This is a genomic window from Achromobacter sp. Marseille-Q0513 (assembly GCF_018195695.1).
Taxonomy (GTDB): domain Bacteria; phylum Pseudomonadota; class Gammaproteobacteria; order Burkholderiales; family Burkholderiaceae_B; genus Achromobacter.
The window spans coordinates 1-19,716 of sequence record NZ_JAGTJY010000064.1 but is presented as its reverse complement, the minus strand read 5'-3'; the positions used below and the strand labels follow the sequence as shown (position 1 = coordinate 19,716).

General features: G+C 69.0%; 17 protein-coding genes. 11 read left to right on the top strand and 6 right to left on the bottom strand.

Annotated features, from left to right (window positions below; all coding sequences use genetic code 11):
• Position 1: 1 nt before the first annotated feature.
• Both KDH83_RS14970 and KDH83_RS14965 read right to left on the bottom strand, forming a co-directional pair.
• The gene (locus KDH83_RS14970) at positions 2 to 1,498 is read right to left on the bottom strand and encodes an efflux RND transporter periplasmic adaptor subunit (RefSeq protein ID WP_249205124.1); all 1,497 of its coding nucleotides are present in this window, start codon (positions 1,496 to 1,498) and stop codon (positions 2 to 4) included.
• 13 nt (positions 1,499 to 1,511) lie between these two features.
• Positions 1,512 to 2,795, bottom strand: a complete 1,284-nt coding sequence (locus KDH83_RS14965) for a TolC family protein (RefSeq protein ID WP_212317136.1) — start codon at positions 2,793 to 2,795, stop codon at positions 1,512 to 1,514.
• Positions 2,796 to 3,117: 322 nt separating this feature from the next.
• On the opposite strand from KDH83_RS14965, the gene KDH83_RS14960 reads away from it, so the two are divergent.
• The 4 genes from KDH83_RS14960 (at position 3,118) to KDH83_RS14945 (ending at position 6,221) form a co-directional block, all read left to right on the top strand.
• Positions 3,118 to 3,456 carry a DUF4148 domain-containing protein gene (locus tag KDH83_RS14960; RefSeq protein ID WP_212317133.1) on the top strand — a complete coding sequence of 113 codons (339 nt, stop codon included), beginning with the start codon at positions 3,118 to 3,120 and terminating at the stop codon, positions 3,454 to 3,456.
• A gap of 247 nt (positions 3,457 to 3,703) precedes the next feature.
• Positions 3,704 to 4,393 carry a heavy metal response regulator transcription factor gene (locus KDH83_RS14955; RefSeq protein WP_212317131.1) on the top strand — a complete coding sequence of 230 codons (690 nt, stop codon included), beginning with the start codon at positions 3,704 to 3,706 and terminating at the stop codon, positions 4,391 to 4,393.
• Positions 4,393 to 5,736 carry a heavy metal sensor histidine kinase gene (locus KDH83_RS14950; RefSeq protein WP_212317130.1) on the top strand — a complete coding sequence of 448 codons (1,344 nt, stop codon included), beginning with the start codon at positions 4,393 to 4,395 and terminating at the stop codon, positions 5,734 to 5,736. The genes KDH83_RS14955 and KDH83_RS14950 overlap by 1 nt, the downstream gene beginning before the upstream one ends.
• A gap of 137 nt (positions 5,737 to 5,873) precedes the next feature.
• On the top strand, positions 5,874 to 6,221 hold the full coding sequence (locus KDH83_RS14945; RefSeq protein WP_212317128.1) for a DUF4148 domain-containing protein: 348 nt from the start codon (positions 5,874 to 5,876) through the stop codon (positions 6,219 to 6,221).
• A gap of 31 nt (positions 6,222 to 6,252) precedes the next feature.
• Here the strand turns inward: KDH83_RS14945 and KDH83_RS14940 are convergent, their stop codons facing one another.
• From KDH83_RS14940 to KDH83_RS14930, 3 genes are all read right to left on the bottom strand, one after another.
• A complete protein-coding gene (locus tag KDH83_RS14940) occupies positions 6,253 to 8,202 on the bottom strand; it encodes a 5'-nucleotidase C-terminal domain-containing protein (protein WP_249205123.1) in 1,950 nt (649 codons plus the stop codon).
• 134 nt (positions 8,203 to 8,336) lie between these two features.
• The gene (locus KDH83_RS14935) at positions 8,337 to 9,446 is read right to left on the bottom strand and encodes an S-(hydroxymethyl)glutathione dehydrogenase/class III alcohol dehydrogenase (RefSeq protein WP_212317126.1); all 1,110 of its coding nucleotides are present in this window, start codon (positions 9,444 to 9,446) and stop codon (positions 8,337 to 8,339) included.
• 166 nt (positions 9,447 to 9,612) lie between these two features.
• Positions 9,613 to 9,897 carry a metal-sensing transcriptional repressor gene (locus tag KDH83_RS14930; RefSeq protein ID WP_103272078.1) on the bottom strand — a complete coding sequence of 95 codons (285 nt, stop codon included), beginning with the start codon at positions 9,895 to 9,897 and terminating at the stop codon, positions 9,613 to 9,615.
• A 199-nt stretch (positions 9,898 to 10,096) separates the two neighbouring features.
• Between KDH83_RS14930 and hutC the strand changes: the two genes are divergently transcribed.
• From hutC to hutI, 7 genes are all read left to right on the top strand, one after another.
• Complete coding sequence (gene hutC / locus KDH83_RS14925) at positions 10,097 to 10,840, top strand: histidine utilization repressor (RefSeq protein WP_349291632.1); 744 nt, start codon at positions 10,097 to 10,099, stop codon at positions 10,838 to 10,840.
• Positions 10,837 to 11,445, top strand: coding sequence for a HutD family protein (locus KDH83_RS14920; RefSeq protein WP_212317124.1), 609 nt, complete (start codon positions 10,837 to 10,839; stop codon positions 11,443 to 11,445). Before hutC ends, KDH83_RS14920 begins: the two co-directional genes overlap by 4 nt.
• 206 nt (positions 11,446 to 11,651) lie before the next feature.
• Complete coding sequence (gene hutU / locus KDH83_RS14915; protein ID WP_212317122.1) at positions 11,652 to 13,328, top strand: urocanate hydratase; 1,677 nt, start codon at positions 11,652 to 11,654, stop codon at positions 13,326 to 13,328.
• A gap of 83 nt (positions 13,329 to 13,411) precedes the next feature.
• Complete coding sequence (locus KDH83_RS14910) at positions 13,412 to 14,833, top strand: cytosine permease (protein ID WP_212317121.1); 1,422 nt, start codon at positions 13,412 to 13,414, stop codon at positions 14,831 to 14,833.
• Positions 14,834 to 14,865: 32 nt separating this feature from the next.
• On the top strand, positions 14,866 to 16,395 hold the full coding sequence (gene hutH, locus KDH83_RS14905; RefSeq protein ID WP_103272083.1) for a histidine ammonia-lyase: 1,530 nt from the start codon (positions 14,866 to 14,868) through the stop codon (positions 16,393 to 16,395).
• A 123-nt stretch (positions 16,396 to 16,518) separates the two neighbouring features.
• A complete protein-coding gene (locus KDH83_RS14900) occupies positions 16,519 to 17,961 on the top strand; it encodes an amino acid permease (RefSeq protein ID WP_212317120.1) in 1,443 nt (480 codons plus the stop codon).
• A gap of 29 nt (positions 17,962 to 17,990) precedes the next feature.
• Positions 17,991 to 19,217 (top strand): imidazolonepropionase, encoded by a 1,227-nt coding sequence (gene hutI, locus KDH83_RS14895; RefSeq protein ID WP_212317119.1) that lies wholly within the window; start codon positions 17,991 to 17,993, stop codon positions 19,215 to 19,217.
• 38 nt (positions 19,218 to 19,255) lie between these two features.
• On the opposite strand, the gene KDH83_RS14890 is transcribed toward hutI, so the two are convergent.
• Positions 19,256 to 19,716: methyl-accepting chemotaxis protein (locus KDH83_RS14890; protein ID WP_249205122.1), on the bottom strand; the 461-nt coding region annotated here is incomplete at its 5' end.

Genomic DNA, 19,716 nt, shown 5'->3' with positions numbered 1-19,716 from the left:
CTCAATGGCCGTGGTCGGCGCTGGCCTTGCCCAGCTCGGACTTCAGCACGAAGGCGTTGTCCGTCACGTAGCGCACGCCCGGGGCCAGGCCGGACAGCACTTCCACCTGGTCGCCCGCGGTCTTGCCCAGCTTGACCGGCTGCGCCAGGAAGCCGCCGGGAACTTCGATGAATACCGAGGGCTGGTCCTCCACCGTCTGCACCGCGTCGGCGGCGATCGCCACCGGCACGTCGCGCTGGCTGGTCACCACGTTGACCGAGACGAACAGCCCGGGCCGCCAGGCCATGTCGGGATTCTCCAGCGTGACGCGCGCCGTGGCCGTGCGGGTCTGTTGTCCCAGCAGCGAGCCGATATAGGACACCTTGCCCATCGCGCTTCCCGTAAACGACGCCGAGCTGACGCGAGCGGCCTCGCCCACGCGCACGTCCTGCAGGTCCTTGGCGGCGATCGAGAATTCCGCCCAGACGGTGCGCAGGTCCGACAGCGTGAAGATATTGACGTTGTCGGCAAGCGCCTCGCCGAGCGTGATGTGCTTTTCGACGATCACGCCGTCGAACGGCGCGCGGATTTCAAGCCGGCTCAGGTCCTTCGAGCGTGGCGTGGCACCCACGGCGGCCAGCTTCTGCTCGGCGTTCTGCACGGCGATCTGCGCTTCCTGCAAGGCGGTGCGCGCCTGCTGGTAGTCCTGTTCGGCGGTGACCTGATCGCGCCACAGCTTGAGCTCGCGCTGGTGCGTGGCGGCGGCCAGGTCGCGCCGCTTGACGGCGGCCAGCCATTCGCTGCGCAGGTCCGACAGGGCCGTGCTGGACAGCGAGGCCAGCAGCTCGCCCTTCTTGACCATCTGGCCCAGCTCGACCGGGGCTTCCTGCGCCACGCCGGCCAGGCGCGGCACGATGTGCGCGGTGCGGTCGGCGTTGAACTTGATTTCGCCGGGGAATTGCGAGGTGGCTTCCAGCGCAGCGGGCGCGGCGGCGGCGCTGCGGATGCCGGCCGCGGCGACCTGCTCGGCGGTGAGCGCGATCTTGCCCTCGTCCTTGTCCAGCGAGGCCTTCAGTGGTTCGGCCTGGCCGGGCCAGCTCGCCTCGGCCTCGATCTCGAAGAAGTGCGGCTCGGCGATATCCTGGGCACTGACCAGCGCGCCATCGGCCGGCTCCAGGCGCAGTTCCTCCACGGCGCCATTCGGGCGCAGGACGCGGACGCGGGCCTTGATATCGCCCGCGGCGATCGGCTTGGATCCGGCGTAGGCCCACAGGCGCAGCCGCGAGGTACCGCCGGATTCGCTGACCAGCAGCTCGACGCCATTGTCGCCGGCGCGGGTCAGGGCGCCGCCTTGCGGGCCTTTCTCGGTCGGTGCATGGTCGGCGTGGCCGGCGCCGCCGGGCTTTTCGTCGGCGGCCGCGCCGGTGGCGGCCAGCAGGCTGGCGGCCGCCAGCAGCGCGGCGGCCAGGGACCGCGCGCGGGAACGGCCGGGGGGAAAACGCAGGGTTTGCATGGTCATGGCGTAGTGAGAGTCAGCGTCCGAGGAGGCGGTCGATGTTGGCCCAGGCCTGGTGGGCGTTGGTCAGGGTGGACAGGTAGCCGAGTTCGGCCTGCGAGCGGGTGCGTTGGGCGTCCAGCACCTGCAGATAGCCGACCTTGCCGGCTTCGAAGCCCTTGAGCGCGCTGTCATAGGCGCGGCGCGCGCTGGGCAGCACCGTGGCGCGGTAGTCATTGGCAGCGTCAGTCGCCAGGTCGAACTGGGAGATCGACTGCAGCAGCTCCGCCGCCAGCCGCGCCTCCAGGTCGCGGTACTGGTCGCGCGCCTTGTACGAGCGCATCGTGGCGGCATAGACGTTGCCCTGGTTGCGGTCGAACAGCGGTAGCGGGATGCCCACGCCGAACTGGACCTTGTTGCGGCCGAGCTCGTAGTCGCGGGCCACGCCAGTGCTCAGCGTGATGTCTGGATAGCGCTTGCTCTTTTCGACCTCCAGCTGGGCCGCGCCCAGATCCACCGACAGCCGCCCGCCCTGCATGCGCGGCGACTTAGCCAGCTCGCCGCGCAGTTCGTCGAGCGTGCCGCGCGCGGGCAGCCTGTCGATGTCGCCGCGTACGCTGGCGAACTCGGGGGCAGTGTCGCCCCACAGCACGGCCAGGCCGCGCCGGGCGACCTGCAGCGCGGCTTCGGCTGCGCGCGCCTCGATGCGGGCGTTGGCCAGTTCCACGCGCGCCGCGTTGCTCTCCAGCGGCGGCGCCTTGCCGGCGGCCACGCGCTTGTCGGCCAGCTGCAGCGCCTTCTGGGCGATGCCCGCGTTCTCCCGCGCGACGCGCATGGTTTCCTGCGCGGTGGCGACATCGAAGAAGGCCGCGATCACGGCTGAGCGCAGATCGGCGCGGGCCGCGCCCAGGTCGGTCTGAGCGATGTCGCGCGCCAGTCCGGCGGCCTTGACGCGCGCGCCGCGCTTGCCGCCGGTCTCGATCGGCACGTTCAGCGTGGTGGTGGTCGTGCGGTTGGCCTTCTTCCTGTCGTCCATGCCGAAGTCGATGCTGGGATTGGGCAGCAGGCCTGCCTGTCGCAACTCGCCTTCCGTCGCGGCGGCCTCGTTGCGCGCGGCGGCCAGCAAGGGACTGCGTTCGAAGGCGATGGACAACGCCTGTTCCAGGGTCAGCGGCGCGTCGGTCGCGGCTTCGTCGCTGGAGGGAGGAATGGCGGTCGACGGCGGCGCCAGGAACGAGGCGGGCGGCGCCGGCGGCTGGCTCCAGGCCGGCGCGGCCAGCAAGGCGGCCGCCAGGGCCAGCGGTATCAGGGATGGACGCATGATTCTGTCAGGGGAAGGTAGTGGCGGGCCCGCGCAGCCGGGCTGGGATAGGCATCTGGCGGCACTGTATCGAACGGGCCTCGTCAGAACCTCGACAGAAAAATGACGTTTCCGTAAGGTTCGCGGCCTTGCCACGGGTCGGCGCAACACCAGGAAATATGCGGATGTCGGGGCAGTCAGGCCGATTACGAATTCGTAATCGGCGCGTTGGCGAATTGACGCGATCAAATCCGTAAAGTTGTCGTCATCGCTTAACACGAAGCGTGTATCGGGCCGGCGCCTTCGCCTGTCCGTCAACGTCAACCGCCGTAAGGAGAATCTGATGAAAACCCGTCACGCCGCCGCCCTGTCGCTCTGCGCCGCGTTCGCGCTGCCCTTCGCCGCCAACGCATCGAGCGTCTGGCACCAGACCGATACCGAGATCGGCTACGCCATCGCGCCCGAACACGCGGCCGGCGGCAAGAGCCGGGCCCAGGTGGACAGCGAGCTGGCCGCGGCCAAGGCCGATCCGGGCAAGTGGTTCCTGGCCTATCGCAACCTGGGCACGCCGGGCTGGTACAAGCAGGGCACCGCGCTCACCCGCGACGAGGTACAGGCCGAGGTGCGCAACATGAGCGCGCAAGAGCGCGCCCGCCTGAACAGCATCTACACCCCGGGCTGAGGGCGGCGTCGCCCGTGCCCTGCCAATCCGCGCCGCCGCCCCGGGCGGCCGCGCGCCCGCGGGCGGAGCGGCTCTTGCCGTCCCGCCCCTTTCCGCTGAGCCTGCCCTGCCGCGCACACCGGCGCGTCGCGGCAGGCCGTAACCGCGCAAGATCCGCAAGCGATAGAATGGCTGGGTCGTTTCCGGCCGGCGCAGCCTTGCGGCGGCGCGCCGGCGCCGCTCAGCCCTTTTTTCATCCACGGGCCCCATGAAAGTACTGGTAATCGAAGACGAGAAGAAACTGGCCGAATACCTGCGCCTGGCGCTGACGGAACACAACTATGTGGTGGACGTCGCGATGGACGGGATCAGCGGCCTGCATCTGGCTCGCGAAAGTCAGTACGACCTGATCCTGCTCGATGTGATGCTGCCCGGCATGGACGGCTTCTCGGTGCTGCGCGAATTGCGCAAGAGCGACCGCGTGCCGGTGCTGATGCTGACGGCGCGCGACAAGATCGAAGACCGAGTCAAGGGGCTGCGCGACGGCGCCGACGACTATCTGGTCAAGCCCTTCGCCCTGTCGGAGCTGCTGGCGCGCGTGCTGGCGCTGGGCCGCCGCAGCGGCCAGAACCAGGCCGAATCCGGCGGGCAGAACGTGCTGCGCGTGGGCGACCTGGAACTGGACCTGTTGCGCCGGCGCGCGTCGCGAGGCGGCGTCCGGCTGGACCTGACGGCCAAGGAATTCACGCTGCTGGCGCTGCTGATGCGCAAGCAGGGTGAAGTGCTGTCGCGGCTGGAGCTGGCCGAGCAGGTATGGGACATCAATTTCAACAGCAACACCAATGTGGTCGAGGTCGCGGTGCGACGCCTGCGCGGCAAGGTCGACGACCCCTTTGACCAGAAGCTGCTGCACACGGTGCGCGGCATGGGCTACGTGCTCGAACTGCGGGAAGACTGATGCAGCCGCGCTCCGGCTCCCTGCGCCGCTGGCTCTCGCGCTGGCTGGCGATGCTGACGTTCCTGGGGCTGGGCGGGGTGTGCCTGGCGGTGTATTACGCCACCAACCTGAACCTGCAGATCCGCCAGGAAGCGCTGCTGCAGCAGAAGATGGAAGTCATCCGCCACCTGGTCGACGAGAACGCCGCCACCGGCGACTCGACCACCCTGCGGCACAAGCTCAGCGATTTCTTCTATGGCCGCCCGGATTTTTCCCTGGTGCTGGAGATCGATGGCGCCAAGACCGCGTTCGGCGCCGACATCGCCCAGGACGAGGATCACGCGCACGAGCGGCGCATCAGTTTCTCGCTGCCGGTGCCGGGCACGCCGGGCGATGCCATGCAGGCCGAGCTGGTGCTGGACATCACGTCCGACCTGCATCTGCGCGCCGCGCTGGCCTGGACCCTGATCGCCTGCGCCTTCGTGGGCGCGGCCGTGGTCTCGGGCATCGCGGCGCTGCTGGTACGGCGCGCCATGGCTCCCGTGGACGAGCTGGGGCGCCAGGCGGCGCGGCTGGCGCCGGACCGCATCGGCGAACGGCTGGACGAAAGCGGACAGTCCGAGGAAATCCAGCCGCTGGTGCGGCAGTTCAATGCCGTACTGCAGCGCCTGGAGCGGGCCTATGTGCAGATGGAGGGCTTCAACGCCGACGTGGCGCACGAGATGCGCACGCCGCTGGCCACGCTGATCGGCCAGACCGAGCTGGCGCTGAGCGGCCGCCGTTCCGAGGCGGTGCTGCGCGATGTCATGGGCTCCAACCTGGAAGAGCTGCAGCGACTGTCCGGCATGGTCAACGACATGCTGTTCCTGTCGCAGGCCGATCGTGGCGCGCAGGCGCGCGGTGTCTGGGTCGACCGGCTGTCCGAGGTGCTGGGCGAGGTGGCCGACTACCACGAGGCCGAGGCGCAGGAGCGCGGGCTGACGCTGGCTGTTTCGGGCGAGGCCGCCGCCTGCATCGACCGCCCGCTGTTGCAGCGGGCCGTGTCCAACCTGGTGTCGAACGCGGTGCGCTACGCGGACGCGGGAAGCACGATACGCATCCATGTGTCGCGCGACGACGAGCACGCGCTGATCGCCGTCAGCAATGCCGGCGAGCCCATTGCCAAGGAGCACCTGCCCAGGCTGTTCCACCGCTTCTACCGCGGCGACGAGGCGCGCGGCTTCGACGCCAACCACCACGGGCTGGGGCTGGCCATCGTCGCGGCCATTGCCCGCATGCACGGCGGCCGGCCCTTCGCGGCTTCCGAGGGCCGCGACATCACCATCGGCTTCTGCCTGTCGGCGCGCAAGATTACCGAAAACTAATCCTGGCGTCGGTCTTCTGTCGAAGCCGCTTCCCTAGACTTTTCTCCATGCGCCCGGTGCGCGCCCGAAAGGGCGATTCCGCCACCTGGCATTCCGGCCGCCCGCCGTGGCGGCCTGTCACCCGTCATGGAGAAATCATGAAACGTCCCATTGCTGCGTCGTCCTGCATGCTGGCCCTGGCCCTGTCCACGAGCGCCCTCGCGCAGGGCCCGGCCGGCGGCAATCCCCAGGCCTATGCCGCGCCGCGCCAGGCCGCCGCCATGGCGCCCTCGCCTGGCGATGCATCCGCGCCGCTGACGCGCGCCCAGGTGCTGGCCGATCTGGCCGTGTGGAAGAAGTCCGGCATGTCCGATCTGTATCGCGGCAATCAGGAGCCCGACGTCTACAGCGCCAAGTACCGCAAGCGCTATGCGGAGTACCTGCGCCTGCGCAACGGCCCCGAGTACGAGGCCGCGCTGCGCCGCGAGCAGGAGCGAGGCAATTGAGCCCGCTCCCGCGCGCGGCGGGCAGTCCGTCCTACTCGGTGTAGGACTTGGTGCTGTACTGGCTGATCGGCAGCAGGTTCACCACGGGCAGGCCGGTGGCCGGATCCTTGGCCTGCTTGTCGATGTAGGCCTGCAGCACGTCGGCATCCAGCACGCCGATGTCCTGGCGGCGCGCGGCCGGCACATTGGCCAGGGTCTTGTAGCCGTCGCCGCCGGTGGCGTTGAAGCTCAGCACGAACAGCTTGTACGTGCGGCTGGCGTCCAGCGGACCCCACGAGGACGTGGCGGCGTCGTGGACCTCGATGTTGGACACCCGGCTGCCTTGCGGCTGCGCGGCGTTGACGTCGAAGCGCAGGCCGCCCGTGTACGGATACGGACCGGTCGAGCCGCCCGGGCCGTAGACCGCCTGCATGCCGTCTTCCAGCATGCTCTTGACCTCGGCGCCGGTCACGTTCAGGCGCCACAGCATGTTGCCGAAGGGCACCACCTCGATCACGTTGGCAGCGGTCACGGTGCCCTTGAGCGGCACGCGCACGCCGCCGCCGCTTTGCAGCGAGATGTCGGCGCCGCCGTAGCTGGCGTTGCCCACTTCCAGGTAGGCCTGGGCCACCAGCTGCTGGATGTCGCCGCCGCGCAGGCTGACGCTGCCCAGCGTATTGCAGTCCACGCCGGACCGGCTGTAGTCGCGCGAGCCGGGGCCGCCCGGCACGCGGCGCGAGCACAGTTCCTGCGGCACCTGGGCCACCTGGCTGGCGCTGAAGGTGTCGACCTTGGCCTTGAAGGGCTGCAGCACGGCCAGCGCGCCGGCGTCCGGTTCCTGCGGATACAGGAAGCCGCTGGCCTTGATGTCGGCCGCGATGGCGGCCTGGTCGGCCGGGGAGACCGCCGCGCCGCCGATCTTGTAGGCGCTGCCCATCAGCACATGCGGCGTGCCGGCGCAGGCCGTCACGTCGCCGTTGGCGTCGAAGCTGACCTTCAGCTCGCCCACCACCTGCGAGTATTCCCAGGCCTGCACCAGGCAGACGCGCTTGCCATCCTTGTTCTTCACTTCGGTGGGGTAGGCGCCGGCCGGCGAGCCCACGCCGTAGCCCGTCATGCCGGCGGGCCCGAGCAGGGTGTGCGAATCGCCGCCCACCACCACGTCCACGCCGCTCAGGTTGGGGATGATCTGCCTGTCGTAGTCGTAGCCGATGTGGCTCATGACGATGATCTTGTTCACGCCTTGCGCGCGCAGCGCGTCGATCTGCTGCTGCGCGGCGGCGGTCTCGTCGCCGAACACGGTGCCGGGATCAGGGCTGGACGACTGCTGCGTCTTGTTGGCGATGGTCAGGCCGACCAGGCCGATGGACTGGCCGTCGCGTTGCAGCACGATGGAAGGCTTGACCAGGCCGGGCGCGCGCGAGGCGTTCAGCGCCGAATTGGCGCCGAAGGTCACGTTGGCGCTGAGCACCGGCGTCTGGCAGGCGCCCTTGTGCAGCAGGTCGATGAAGCGCTTCAGGCCGCTGTCGCCCTTGTCGAATTCGTGGTTGCCCAGCGTCATGGCATCGAAGCAGACCGTGTTCATCATGGCCGCGTCGGCCTCGCCCGGATCGCCGGCGCGGTTGAAGTACAAGGTGCCGGTGGTGGCGTCGCCGGCGTGCAGCTTGAGCACATTGGGCGAGGCGGCCGAGAGCGCCTTGATGGCGCCCGTCACGCGGGCGAAGCCGCCGGCGTCGGCGTTGACCGTCACGGTCGCGCCGGCGGCGTTCTTGAGCTTGAAGTCCTTCTTCTTGCTGTCCAGGTTGGAGTGATGATCGTTGATGTGCAGGATCGTCAGCTCCATCGGCCGGGCGGCCACGGGCGGCGTGGTGGGAGTGGTGGGCGAGGTCGGCGCCGCGCTGTCGTCGTCATCGTCGCTGCCGCCGCAGGCGGCCACCAGCGCCATCATCCCCAGCATCGTCGCGCGCGCGCAATGCCGCTTCCAGTCTTGCTTCCAGTCCATTCTCTTTCCCGCGTGGTTGGTCTTGGAACGGCGAATGATCGTGGCGGCAGATGACGTGCAGATGAACCGGGCGTGAAGAAAAAAATAACGGGCGGCCCGTGGGCCGCCCGGCTATGTCGGTGTGACGCGATGGATCAGTAGTGGATCACGGTGCGGATCGACTTGCCCTCGTGCATCAGGTCGAAGGCTTCGTTGATGCGGTCCAGCGGCAGCGTGTGGGTGACGAAGGGATCCAGGTCGATCTTGCCGCTCATGGCATCCTCGACCATGCCGGGCAGCTGGGTGCGGCCCTTGACGCCGCCAAAGGCGGAGCCGCGCCAGACGCGGCCCGTGACCAGCTGGAACGGACGCGTGCTGATTTCCTGGCCGGCGCCGGCCACGCCGATGATGATGCTCTCGCCCCAGCCCTTGTGGCAGCATTCCAGCGCCGCGCGCATCACGTTGACGTTGCCGATGCATTCGAACGAGAAGTCCACGCCGCCGTCGGTCAGCTCGACGATCACGTCCTGGATGGGGCGTTCGTGGTCCTTGGGGTTGATGCAGTCGGTCGCGCCCATGGCCTGGGCCAGGATGAACTTGTTGGGATTGGTGTCGACGGCGATGATGCGGCCGGCCTTGGCCTGCACCGCGCCCTGGATCACCGCCAGGCCGATGCCGCCCAGGCCGAACACGGCGACGGTGTCGCCTTCCTTGACCTTGGCGGTGTTGTGGACCGCGCCCAGGCCGGTGGTCACGCCGCAGCCCAGAAGGCAGACCTTTTCGTGCGGCGCGGCCGGGTTGATCTTGGCCAGCGAGATCTCGTTGACCACGGTGTATTCGCTGAAGGTCGAGCAGCCCATGTAGTGGTAGAGCGGCTTGCCTTCGTAGCTGAAGCGCGAGCTGCCATCGGGCATGACGCCCTTGCCCTGCGTGGCGCGGACCTTCTGGCACAGATTGGTCTTGCCGGACAGGCAGAACTTGCATTCGCGGCATTCGGCCGTGTAGAGCGGGATGACGTGGTCGCCGGGCTGCAGCGAGGTGACGCCCTCGCCCACTTCGACCACCACGCCGGCGCCTTCGTGGCCCAGCACGGCGGGGAACAGGCCCTCGGGGTCGTCGCCGCTCAGGGTGAAGGCATCGGTGTGGCAGACGCCGGTGTGCGTGATGCGCACCAGCACTTCCCCGCGCCGCGGCGGCGCCACGTCGATTTCAACGATTTCCAGCGGCTTGCCGGGTCCGAATGCGACTGCTGCGCGTGATTTCATGATGATGCTCCAGAGCGTTGACGATGGTGTTGCTTCTGCCGTACACGACGCGGTGTCATGTGCGCGGATGTTGCCCTGGCCCGGCTGCGCGGAGCCGGCTTTGCCGGTCCGCTGCAGCGCCCCCTTTGAGGGGGGAGCGCGATAGCGCTTCGGGGGTGGGCCTTGTTCATTTGAGATAAGTGCGGACGATGCGCATGATCTGGTCGATCTCGGCGTCGGCGTCGGCGGTCGGGGCGGGCGCCTGGGCCGATTGCGCGAAGGTTTCGCGCAGGTGGCTTTCCAGCACTTCGGCCATCAGCCCGGTGGCCGCGCCGCGCAGGGCCGCCAGCTGTTGCAGCAGCGCGCCGCATTCCGTGCCGTCGTTGACGGCGCGCTCCAGCGCCAGGGCCTGGCCCTGGATGCGGCGCAGGCGGGTCGTGACGCGCTTTTTCTCTTGCGGGCTGTGGGGCACGGCTGGGGCTCCGTTAGATACAGGGGGGGAGTATATGAAATTCACCGCCCGGCGTCCAGGATGGCGCCGGGATCCGGACGCGGCAGCGCCGTTCGCAATGATGTCTATACGTGTCTAGTCATCCTCTATATAATTCCCGAAACATGAGAACTGGCCAGGCGCTCGCATCCTGCCCGCCGGCCCAGCACAGGACTGTTTCGTGGCTTCCAACCCTACTCGATTGCCCGTCCAGCCAGACGCCCTGCCCGCCCCGCTGTATGCGCGGGTCAAGCAGATGATCGCCCAGCAGATCCGCAGCGGCGCCTGGCCCGCGCACTATCGCGTGCCGTCCGAAAGCGAGCTGGTCGAGGAGCTGGGCTTCAGCCGCATGACCATCAACCGCGCCCTGCGCGAGCTGACCGCCGAAGGCCTGCTGGTGCGCATGCAGGGCGTGGGCACGTTCGTGGCGCAGCCCAAGGCCCGTTCGGCGCTGTTCGCGGTGAACAACATCGCCGACGAGATCGCGGCGCGCAACCATCGCCATCACAGCCGCGTGATCCGGCTGGCCGAGGAGCCCGCCGGCAACGAGCAGGCCCTGATGCTGGAGATCCGCGAAGGCCAGCCAGTGTTCCATTCAGTCATCGTGCATTACGAGGACGACCTGCCCATCCAGCTCGAAGACCGCTACGTCAACGTCAAGCTGGCGCCCGACTATCTCAAGCAGGACTTCACGCAGGGCACGCCCTATGAGTACCTGACGCGCGTGGCCCCCCTGACCGAGGGCGAGCATGTGGTCGAGGCGATCCGCGCCAAGCCGCGCGAATGCCAGCTGCTGCAGATCGAGCGCGACGAACCCTGTCTGCTGATCCGCCGGCGCACCTGGTCGGGCGAGCGTGCGGTCACGCTGGCCCGCCTGATCCACCCCGGATCGCGCCACCGTCTCGAAGGAAAATTCACCACATGACCCAGTTCGACGCGCGCCTGTACCGGGCGCGGGACTATCCGCGCATGCCGTGGCGCAACGGCGGCGGCACCACCCAGGAAGTGGCCTGCAATCCCGGCGGCAGCACGGCCGGCTTCGAATGGCGCCTGTCCATCGCGGACGTGGGGCAGGACGGCGGTTTTTCCGCCTTCGACGGCTTCCAGCGCATCATCACCGTGCTGGAAGGCGCGGGCATCGAGCTGACCGTCGACGGCCGGCGCGAGCCACCGCTGGGACCGCGTCGCGCCTATGCCTTCCGCGGCGACGCCAAGGTGGACTGCCGCCTGCTGGACGGCCCCATCCGCGACTTCAACCTGTTCTACGCGCCAGCGCGCTGGCAGGCACGCCTGCAATGGTTGAACGCAACCTGCGCGTTCCACAGCTCGGCCCGCGCCGTGCTGCTGCTGAACGCGTCCGACGCGCCGCTGGCGCTGACCGTGGACGGCGCGCGCCACGAGCTGCCGTCGCGGCATGACTGCCTGCACATCGAAACGGCCGGCGGCCTGGCCGAATACCGCATCGAGCCGGCGGCGGCGTCTGCCGCGCTGGACGCCTGCCTGATCGAGCTGCTGCCCGTCGCCGCCTGAGCGCGGCGGCCTTTCCGACCCCGGTTTTTCCGCTCCGTCCGCCTCGCGGGCGGGGCGCGGTCGCGCGCCCGCGCCTCGTCTTTGCTGCGGGTAATCCCTGATGAAAAAACAGCTCGTCCCATCTTGTATATACAAGCATAGGCATCCTATGATTCGGCCAATGGCCGCGGATCCAAGGCGCGGCGCACCTGGCTATGGAGACCACGATGGAAAAATCGAAACGCTACCGCGACGTTGAAATCCGCGCCCCGCGCGGCAGGCAGCTGACGGCCAAGAGCTGGCTGACCGAAGCGCCGTTGCGCATGCTGATGAACAACCTCGATCCGGACGTGGCCGAGAATCCCAAGGAGCTGGTGGTCTATGGCGGCATCGGCCGCGCCGCGCGCGACTGGGACTGCTACGACCGCATCGTCGAGTCGCTGAAGAACCTGAACGAGGACGAAACCCTGCTGGTGCAGTCCGGCAAGCCGGTCGGCGTGTTCAAGACCCACGCGAATGCGCCGCGCGTGCTGATCGCCAATTCCAACCTGGTGCCGCACTGGGCCACCTGGGAACACTTCAACGAGCTGGACGCGCGCGGCCTGGCCATGTACGGCCAGATGACCGCCGGCAGCTGGATCTATATCGGCAGCCAGGGCATCGTGCAGGGCACCTACGAGACCTTCGTCGAAGCCGGCCGCCAGCATTACGACGGCAAGCTCGCGGGCCGCTGGGTGCTGACCGCCGGCCTGGGCGGCATGGGCGGCGCGCAGCCGCTGGCCGCCACGCTGGCCGGCGCCTGCTCGCTGAACATCGAATGCCAGCAGAGCAGCATCGACTTCCGCCTGCGCACGCGCTATGTCGACGAGCAGGCCGCCGACCTGGACGACGCGCTGGCGCGCATCGCCCGCTACACCAAGGAAGGTCGCGCGATCTCGATCGCGCTGTGCGGCAACGCTGCCGAGATCCTGCCGGAACTGGTGCGGCGCGGCGTGCGTCCGGACATGGTCACCGACCAGACCAGCGCGCATGATCCGCTCAACGGCTATCTGCCCATCGGCTGGACCTGGGCCGAATACCGTGAACGCGCTAAGAACGAGCCCGCCGCCGTGGTCAAGGCGGCCAAGCAGTCCATGGCCCAGCACGTGCGCGCCATGCTCGAATTCCAGAAGCAGGGCGTGCCCACCTTCGACTACGGCAACAACATCCGCCAGATGGCCAAGGAAGAAGGCGTGGACAATGCCTTCGACTTCCCCGGCTTCGTGCCCGCGTATATCCGCCCGCTGTTCTGCCGTGGCGTCGGTCCGTTCCGCTGGGCCGCGCTGTCCGGCGATCCGCAGGACATCTACAAGACCGACGCCAAGGTCAAGGAACTGATCCCCGACGACGCGCACCTGCACCGCTGGCTGGACATGGCGCGCGAACGCATCAGCTTCCAGGGCCTGCCGGCGCGCATCTGCTGGGTTGGCCTGGGCCAGCGCGCCAGGCTCGGCCTGGCCTTCAACGAGATGGTGCGCAGCGGCGAGCTGTCCGCGCCCATCGTGATCGGCCGCGACCATCTGGATTCCGGCTCGGTGGCCAGCCCCAACCGTGAAACCGAGGCCATGCGCGACGGTTCCGACGCCGTGTCCGACTGGCCGCTGCTCAACGCGCTGCTGAACACCGCCAGCGGCGCCACCTGGGTGTCGCTGCATCACGGCGGCGGCGTGGGCATGGGCTTCTCGCAGCATTCGGGCATGGTCATCGTCTGCGACGGCACCGACGCCGCCGCCGAACGCATCGCCCGCGTGCTGACCAATGACCCGGGCACCGGCGTCATGCGCCATGCCGACGCGGGCTATGAGATCGCGATCGACTGCGCCCGCGAGCAGGGCCTGAACCTGCCGATGATCACGGGCCGCTGAGCGGTCCGGGGAGCCGCGCCGGCGTGGCTCCCGCACATGGGGAAAAGGCGCCGGCCTGCGTACAGGCGCCAGGAGACGAAAGCATGGCGACACCAGTCGGATCGGAACGGGCGCCGCTCATCGAGCGGCGTTCGATCGACTACATCCCGGAATCGGAGCGGCACGGCAAGCTCTACAGCCAGTTCACGCTGTGGATGGGCGCCAACCTGCAGATCACGGCCATCGTCACCGGCGCCTTGGCGGTGGTGCTGGGCGGCGACGTGTTCTGGTCGCTGGTGGGCCTGCTGGTCGGCCAGCTGTTCGGCGGCGCCATCATGGCGCTGCACGCCGCGCAGGGGCCGCGATTGGGCCTGCCGCAGATGATCTCCAGCCGGGTGCAGTTCGGCGTCTACGGCGCGGCGATTCCCATCGCGCTGGTCTGCGTCATGTACCTGGGCTTCACCGCCACCGGCACCGTGCTGTCCGGCCAGGCCATCGGCCAGCTGCTGGGCGTGAGCGACAGCGCCGGCATCCTGATTTTCGCCGCCGCCATCGTGCTGGCCACCGTGTTCGGCTACCGCGTCATCCACATCATCGGCCGGGTGGCGACGCTGCTGGGCATCGTCGCCTTTGTCTACCTGTTCAGCCGCGTCATGGCGCTGGCCGATGTGGGCGAGCTGCTGGCCAACCGCAATTTCACCTGGAGCTCGTTCCTGCTGTCGGTGTCGCTGGCGGCCTCGTGGCAGATCGCCTTCGGTCCCTATGTGGCCGACTACTCGCGCTACCTGCCCAGCCGCACCTCGTCGGTCAAGACCTTCCTGGCGGTGGGCCTGGGCTCGGTGGTGGGCGCGCAGGTCGCGATGGTGCTGGGCGTGCTGGCCGCGGCCATGGCGCCGGGCCAGTTCGCCGGTCGTGAAGTGGCCTACATCGTCGGCCTGGGCGGCACCGGCACGATCGCCGCCCTGCTGTACTTCAGCATCGCCTTCGGCAAGATCACCATCTCGACGCTGAATTCCTACGGCAGCTTCATGTGCATCGCCACCATCATCAGCGGCTTTCGCGGGTGCATCGAGGTCACGCACCGGCAGCGCGTGGTCGCGGTGCTGCTGATCGTGGGCGCCGCCACGGCCGTCGCGCTGATCGGGCAGCACAGCTTCCTGGGCGCGTTCAAGTCCTTCATCCTGTTCCTGCTGGCCTTCTTCACGCCCTGGAGCGCGGTCAACCTGGTGGACTACTACTTCGTGAACCGCGAGCGCTACGACGTGCCGGCGCTGGCCGACCCCGACGGGCGCTACGGCCGCTGGAACATGACGGGCCTCACCGCCTACGCCGTCGGCGTGCTGGTGCAGATGCCCTTCATCTCGACCAAGCTCTATACCGGCCCCCTGGTCCAGCACCTGGGCGGCGTGGATATTTCCTGGATCATCGGCCTGATCGTGCCGGGCATCCTGTACTACCTGCTGGCCCGCAACGGCGCGCCGGCTGCGCGCCGCCACGCCACGAGCGGCGGCCACGACATTGCATGAATACCGCCTGACGGCGGCATAGGAGATCGACAATGGATTTGCACTTGAAACCCGGCCAACTCACGCTGTCCGACCTGCGCCAGGTCTACCACCAGCCGCAGCGCCTGACCCTGGATCCGTCGGCGGCCGGCCCGATCGACGCCAGCGTGGCCTGCGTGGAGCGCATCATCGCCGAGGACCGCACCGCCTACGGCATCAACACCGGCTTCGGCCTGCTGGCGTCCACCCGCATCGCGCGCGAGGACCTGGAGGCGCTGCAAAGCTCGCTGGTGCTGTCGCACGCGGCCGGCGTGGGCGAGCCGCTGGACGACGCCATGGTGCGCCTGATCATGGTGCTGAAGATCAACAGCCTGGCGCGCGGCTACTCCGGCATCCGCCGCAAGGTCATCGACGCGCTGATCGCGCTGGTCAATGCCGAGGTCTATCCGCACATCCCGCTCAAGGGCTCGGTGGGCGCGTCGGGCGACCTGGCGCCGCTGGCGCACATGTCCCTGCTGCTGCTGGGCGAGAACCGCGCGCGCCATCGCGGCGAGTGGCTGCCGGCCCGCCAGGCGCTGGAAATCGCCGGCCTGCAGCCGTTCACGCTGGCGGCCAAGGAAGGCCTGGCGCTGTTGAACGGCACCCAGGTGTCGACCGCCTATGCGCTGCGCGGCCTGTTCGAGGCCGAGGACCTGATGTCCGCGGCGCTGGTCTGCGGCGGCCTGAGCGTGGAAGCCATGCTGGGCTCGCGCGCGCCCTTCGATCCGCGCATCCACGCGGCGCGCGGCCAGCGCGGCCAGATCGACGTGGCAGCCGTCTACCGCGACCTGCTGACCGACGACAGCGAGGTCGGCCACTCGCACGCCGACTGCGGCAAGGTGCAGGATCCCTATTCGCTGCGCTGCCAGCCGCAGGTCATGGGCGCCTGCCTGACGCAGATCCGCCAGGCCGCCGAGGTGCTGGCGGTCGAGGCCAATGCCGTGTCGGACAACCCGCTTGTGTTCGCCGCCGAGGGCGACGTGATCTCGGGCGGCAACTTCCATGCCGAGCCGGTGGCCATGGCCGCCGACAATCTGGCGCTGGCGCTGGCCGAGATCGGCGCGCTGTCCGAACGCCGCATCTCGCTGATGATGGACAAGCACATGTCGCAGCTGCCGCCCTTCCTGGTGAACAACGGCGGCGTGAACTCCGGCTTCATGATCGCCCAGGTGACGGCCGCCGCGCTGGCCAGCGACAACAAGGCGCTGGCGCACCCGGCCAGCGTCGACAGCCTGCCCACCTCGGCCAACCAGGAAGACCATGTGTCGATGGCGCCGAACGCGGGCAAGCGCCTGTGGCCGATGGCCGAGAACGTGCGCGACATCCTGGCGATCGAATGGCTGGGCGCCTGCCAGGGCCTGGACTTCCGCGAGGGCCTGAAGACCTCGCCCAAGCTGGAGCGCGCGCGCCAGCTGCTGCGCCAGAAGGTGGCGCATTACGAGAAGGACCGCTTCTTCGCGCCCGATATCGAACAGGCCAGCGCGCTGATCGCCGGACGCAGCCTGAACGCGCTGATGCCGGCGGGCCTGTTGCCCAGCCTGTAACGCAACACCGGCCCGCGCGCGCGGCGCGGGCCCCCCCGCCGCAGCCGCTTGCAGCGCCCCGCAGAGGACGCGCGGGCGGCGCTCGGCCCTGCCCGCGGCGATTCCCACCACATGGAGACAAGCATGCAAGAAGTGCAGAGCAGTGAGTTGAAGAGAGGGCTGAGCGCCCGGCACATCCGCTTCATCGCGCTGGGGTCGGCCATCGGCACCGGCCTGTTCTACGGCTCGGCCAAGGCCATCCAGGCCGCGGGCCCCTCGGTCCTGATCGCCTACCTGATCGCCGGCGCCGCCGTGTACATGGTGATGCGCGCGCTCGGGGAAATGGCGGTGCACAATCCGGTGGCCGGCTCCTTCGGCCAGTACGCCAGCCAGTCCCTCGGGCCGCTGGCCGGCTTCATCACCGGCTGGACCTATACCTTCGAGATGATCATCGTCTGCCTGGCCGACGTCACCGCGTTCGGGCTCTACATGGGATTCTGGTATCCCGACGTGCCGCAGTGGATCTGGGTGCTGGCCATCGTGCTGCTGATCGGCGGGCTCAACCTGTGCACCGTCAAGCTGTTCGGCGAGCTGGAATTCTGGCTGTCGCTGCTGAAGGTGGCCGCCATCGTCGCCATGATCGCCGGCGGGCTGGGCATCATGCTGTTCGGCATCGGCCTGAGCGCGGACGCGCCGGCCACCGGCGTGCACAATCTCTGGGAGCACGGCGGCTTCATGCCCAACGGCATCGGCGGCCTGATCGCGTCGCTGGCGGTGGTGGTGTTCGCCTTTGGCGGCATCGAGATCATCGGCATCACGGCCGGCGAGGCCAAGGACCCGGGCCGCACCATTCCGCGCGCCATCAACGCCGTGCCCCTGCGCATCCTGCTGTTCTACGTGCTGACGCTGTTCGTGCTGATGGCCATCTTCCCCTGGTCGCAGATCGGCAGCCAGGGCAGCCCCTTCGTGCAGATCTTCGACCAGCTTGGCATCCCGTCCGCCGCCACCATCCTGAACATCGTGGTGATATCGGCCGCCGTCTCGGCCATCAACAGCGACATCTTCGGCGCCGGCCGCATGCTCTACGGCATGGCGCAGCAGGGCCAGGCGCCGCGCGGCTTCGCCGCCGTGTCGCGCCGCGGCGTGCCGTGGATGACGGTGGTGGTGATGTCGGCCGCGTTGCTGATCGGCGTGGTGCTGAACTACCTGATCCCGAAGGATGTGTTCCTGCTGATCGCCTCCATCGCCACCTTCGCCACGGTCTGGGTCTGGCTGATGATCCTGCTGTCGCAATTCAACATGCGCCGCAAGATGGACCCGCGCGAGGCCGCGCAGCTCAAGTTCCCGGTGCCGCTGTGGCCGGCCGGCCCGATCCTGGCGATCGCCTTCATGGTCTTCGTGATCCTGGTGCTGGGCTACTTCCCCAATACGCAGGCCGCGCTTATCGTGGGAGCCGTGTGGATCGCGCTGCTGTGCATCGCCTATCGCCTTTGGGTGCTGCCGCAGCGCAAGGTGGCGCAGGCGCGCGTCCCGGAGCAGGGCGCGCCGCAAGACCCGTCCCGGCCGCTGACGCAGGGTTCGGACTGAAACAACGCAAGCAACAAGGAGAACCGGCAATGAAACAGGTCTGGCGCAACTGCCACGCCGCCACGATGCAGGGCGGCGCGTACTCGATCATCGAGCGCGCGGCCATCGTCACCGAGGACGGGCGCATCGCCTGGATCGGACCCGAGGCCGAGATGCCGCTGGACGGCGCGGCGGGCGTGCAGGACCTGGGCGGCGCCTGGGTCACGCCGGGCCTGGTCGATTGCCACACCCACCTGGTGTTCGGCGGCAATCGCAGCCTGGAGTTCGAGCAGCGGCTGCAGGGCGTGGACTACGCCGAGATCGCCGCGCGCGGCGGCGGCATCGCCAGCACGGTGCGCGCCACGCGCGCCGCCGCCGAGGACGAGCTGTACCTGGACGCGAGCCGGCGCGCCTTGCACCTGCTGCGCGATGGCGTGACCACGCTGGAGGTCAAGTCCGGCTACGGCCTGGACCTGCCCAACGAGCGCAAGATGCTGCGCGTGGCGCGCCGCCTGGGCCGCTCGCTGCCGCTGACGGTGCGGGCCACCTGCCTGGCCGCGCACGCGCTGCCGCCCGAGTTCACGGGCCGGTCGGACGACTATATCGACGAGGTCGCCCGCCGCATGCTGCCCGTGCTGGCGGCGGAAGGGCTGGTGGACGCCGTGGACGCCTTCTGTGAGCACCTGGCGTTCTCGCCGGCGCAGGTCGAGCGCGTGTTCCAGAGCGCGGCGCACCTGGGCCTGCCGGTCAAGTTGCATGCCGAACAACTGTCCTCGCTGCACGGCGCCACGCTGGCGGCGCGCCATGGCGCGCTGTCGGCCGATCACCTCGAATACCTGACCGAGAGCGATGTGCTGGCCATGGCGCGGGCCGGCACCGTGGCGGTGCTGCTGCCGGGCGCTTTCTACGCGCTGCGCGAGAACCAGCTGCCGCCGGTGGATCTGCTGCGTCGCCACGGCGTGCCGATAGCCATCTCCACCGACCTCAATCCGGGCACGTCGCCGGCGCTGTCGTTGCGCCTGATGCTGAGCATGGCCTGCACGCTGTTCCGCCTGACGCCCGAGGAGGCGCTGGCCGGCGCCACCATCCACGGCGCCCGCGCGCTGGGCCTGCAGGCCACGCATGGCACGCTGGAAGCGGGCAAGGCGGCGGACTTCGTGGCCTGGAGCATCGATCATCCGTCGGAGCTGGCCTACTGGATCGGCGGCGAGCTGCCCAGGCGCGTCGTCCGGCATGGGCAGCTCGTGTACGCGACGGCGCCGGACATGGCGGCCTGACGGTCGCCGGGCCGGGCGACCGCGGCGCTGCGCGCGGCCTACGCCGCCATCGCCAGCGCCGGCAGGCCCGCCTGGGACGGCAGGCGGAAGGCGCTGACCGCGCCCTGCAGCCGCTGCGCCTGCGTTTCCAGCGACGACGCGGCGGCGGCGGCCTCTTCGACCAGCGCGGCGTTCTGCTGGGTCACGTGATCCATCTGCGTGACCGCCGTGTTGACCTGGTCGATGCCGGTGACCTGTTCCTGCGAGGCGGCGGCGATGTCGGCCACCAGCGAGGTCAGGTGTTCGATGGCCCGCACGATCTCCTCCATCGTGCGCCCGGCCGTCTCCACCTGGGTGGAACCCGCCTGCACCGTGGCGCCCGAGGTGTTGAGCAGCTGCTTGATTTCCTTGGCCGCCGTGGCGCTGCGCTGCGCCAGCGAGCGTACTTCGCCCGCCACCACCGCGAAGCCCTTGCCCTGTTCGCCCGCCCGGGCCGCTTCCACCGCCGCGTTCCGCGCCA

Bases quoted from the DNA above. Each gene is read 5' to 3' on its own strand.
- KDH83_RS14970 (WP_249205124.1), bottom strand. From the start codon at position 1,498: ATGACCATGCAAACCCTGCGTTTTCCCCCCGGCCGTTCCCGCGCGCGG.
- KDH83_RS14965 (WP_212317136.1), bottom strand. From the start codon at position 2,795: ATGCGTCCATCCCTGATACCGCTGGCCCTGGCGGCCGCCTTGCTGGCC.
- KDH83_RS14960 (WP_212317133.1), top strand. From the start codon at position 3,118: ATGAAAACCCGTCACGCCGCCGCCCTGTCGCTCTGCGCCGCGTTCGCG.
- KDH83_RS14955 (WP_212317131.1), top strand. From the start codon at position 3,704: ATGAAAGTACTGGTAATCGAAGACGAGAAGAAACTGGCCGAATACCTG.
- KDH83_RS14950 (WP_212317130.1), top strand. From the start codon at position 4,393: ATGCAGCCGCGCTCCGGCTCCCTGCGCCGCTGGCTCTCGCGCTGGCTG.
- KDH83_RS14945 (WP_212317128.1), top strand. From the start codon at position 5,874: ATGAAACGTCCCATTGCTGCGTCGTCCTGCATGCTGGCCCTGGCCCTG.
- KDH83_RS14940 (WP_249205123.1), bottom strand. From the start codon at position 8,202: ATGGACTGGAAGCAAGACTGGAAGCGGCATTGCGCGCGCGCGACGATG.
- KDH83_RS14935 (WP_212317126.1), bottom strand. From the start codon at position 9,446: ATGAAATCACGCGCAGCAGTCGCATTCGGACCCGGCAAGCCGCTGGAA.
- KDH83_RS14920 (WP_212317124.1), top strand. From the start codon at position 10,837: ATGACCCAGTTCGACGCGCGCCTGTACCGGGCGCGGGACTATCCGCGC.
- hutU (WP_212317122.1), top strand. From the start codon at position 11,652: ATGGAAAAATCGAAACGCTACCGCGACGTTGAAATCCGCGCCCCGCGC.
- KDH83_RS14910 (WP_212317121.1), top strand. From the start codon at position 13,412: ATGGCGACACCAGTCGGATCGGAACGGGCGCCGCTCATCGAGCGGCGT.
- hutH (WP_103272083.1), top strand. From the start codon at position 14,866: ATGGATTTGCACTTGAAACCCGGCCAACTCACGCTGTCCGACCTGCGC.
- KDH83_RS14900 (WP_212317120.1), top strand. From the start codon at position 16,519: ATGCAAGAAGTGCAGAGCAGTGAGTTGAAGAGAGGGCTGAGCGCCCGG.
- hutI (WP_212317119.1), top strand. From the start codon at position 17,991: ATGAAACAGGTCTGGCGCAACTGCCACGCCGCCACGATGCAGGGCGGC.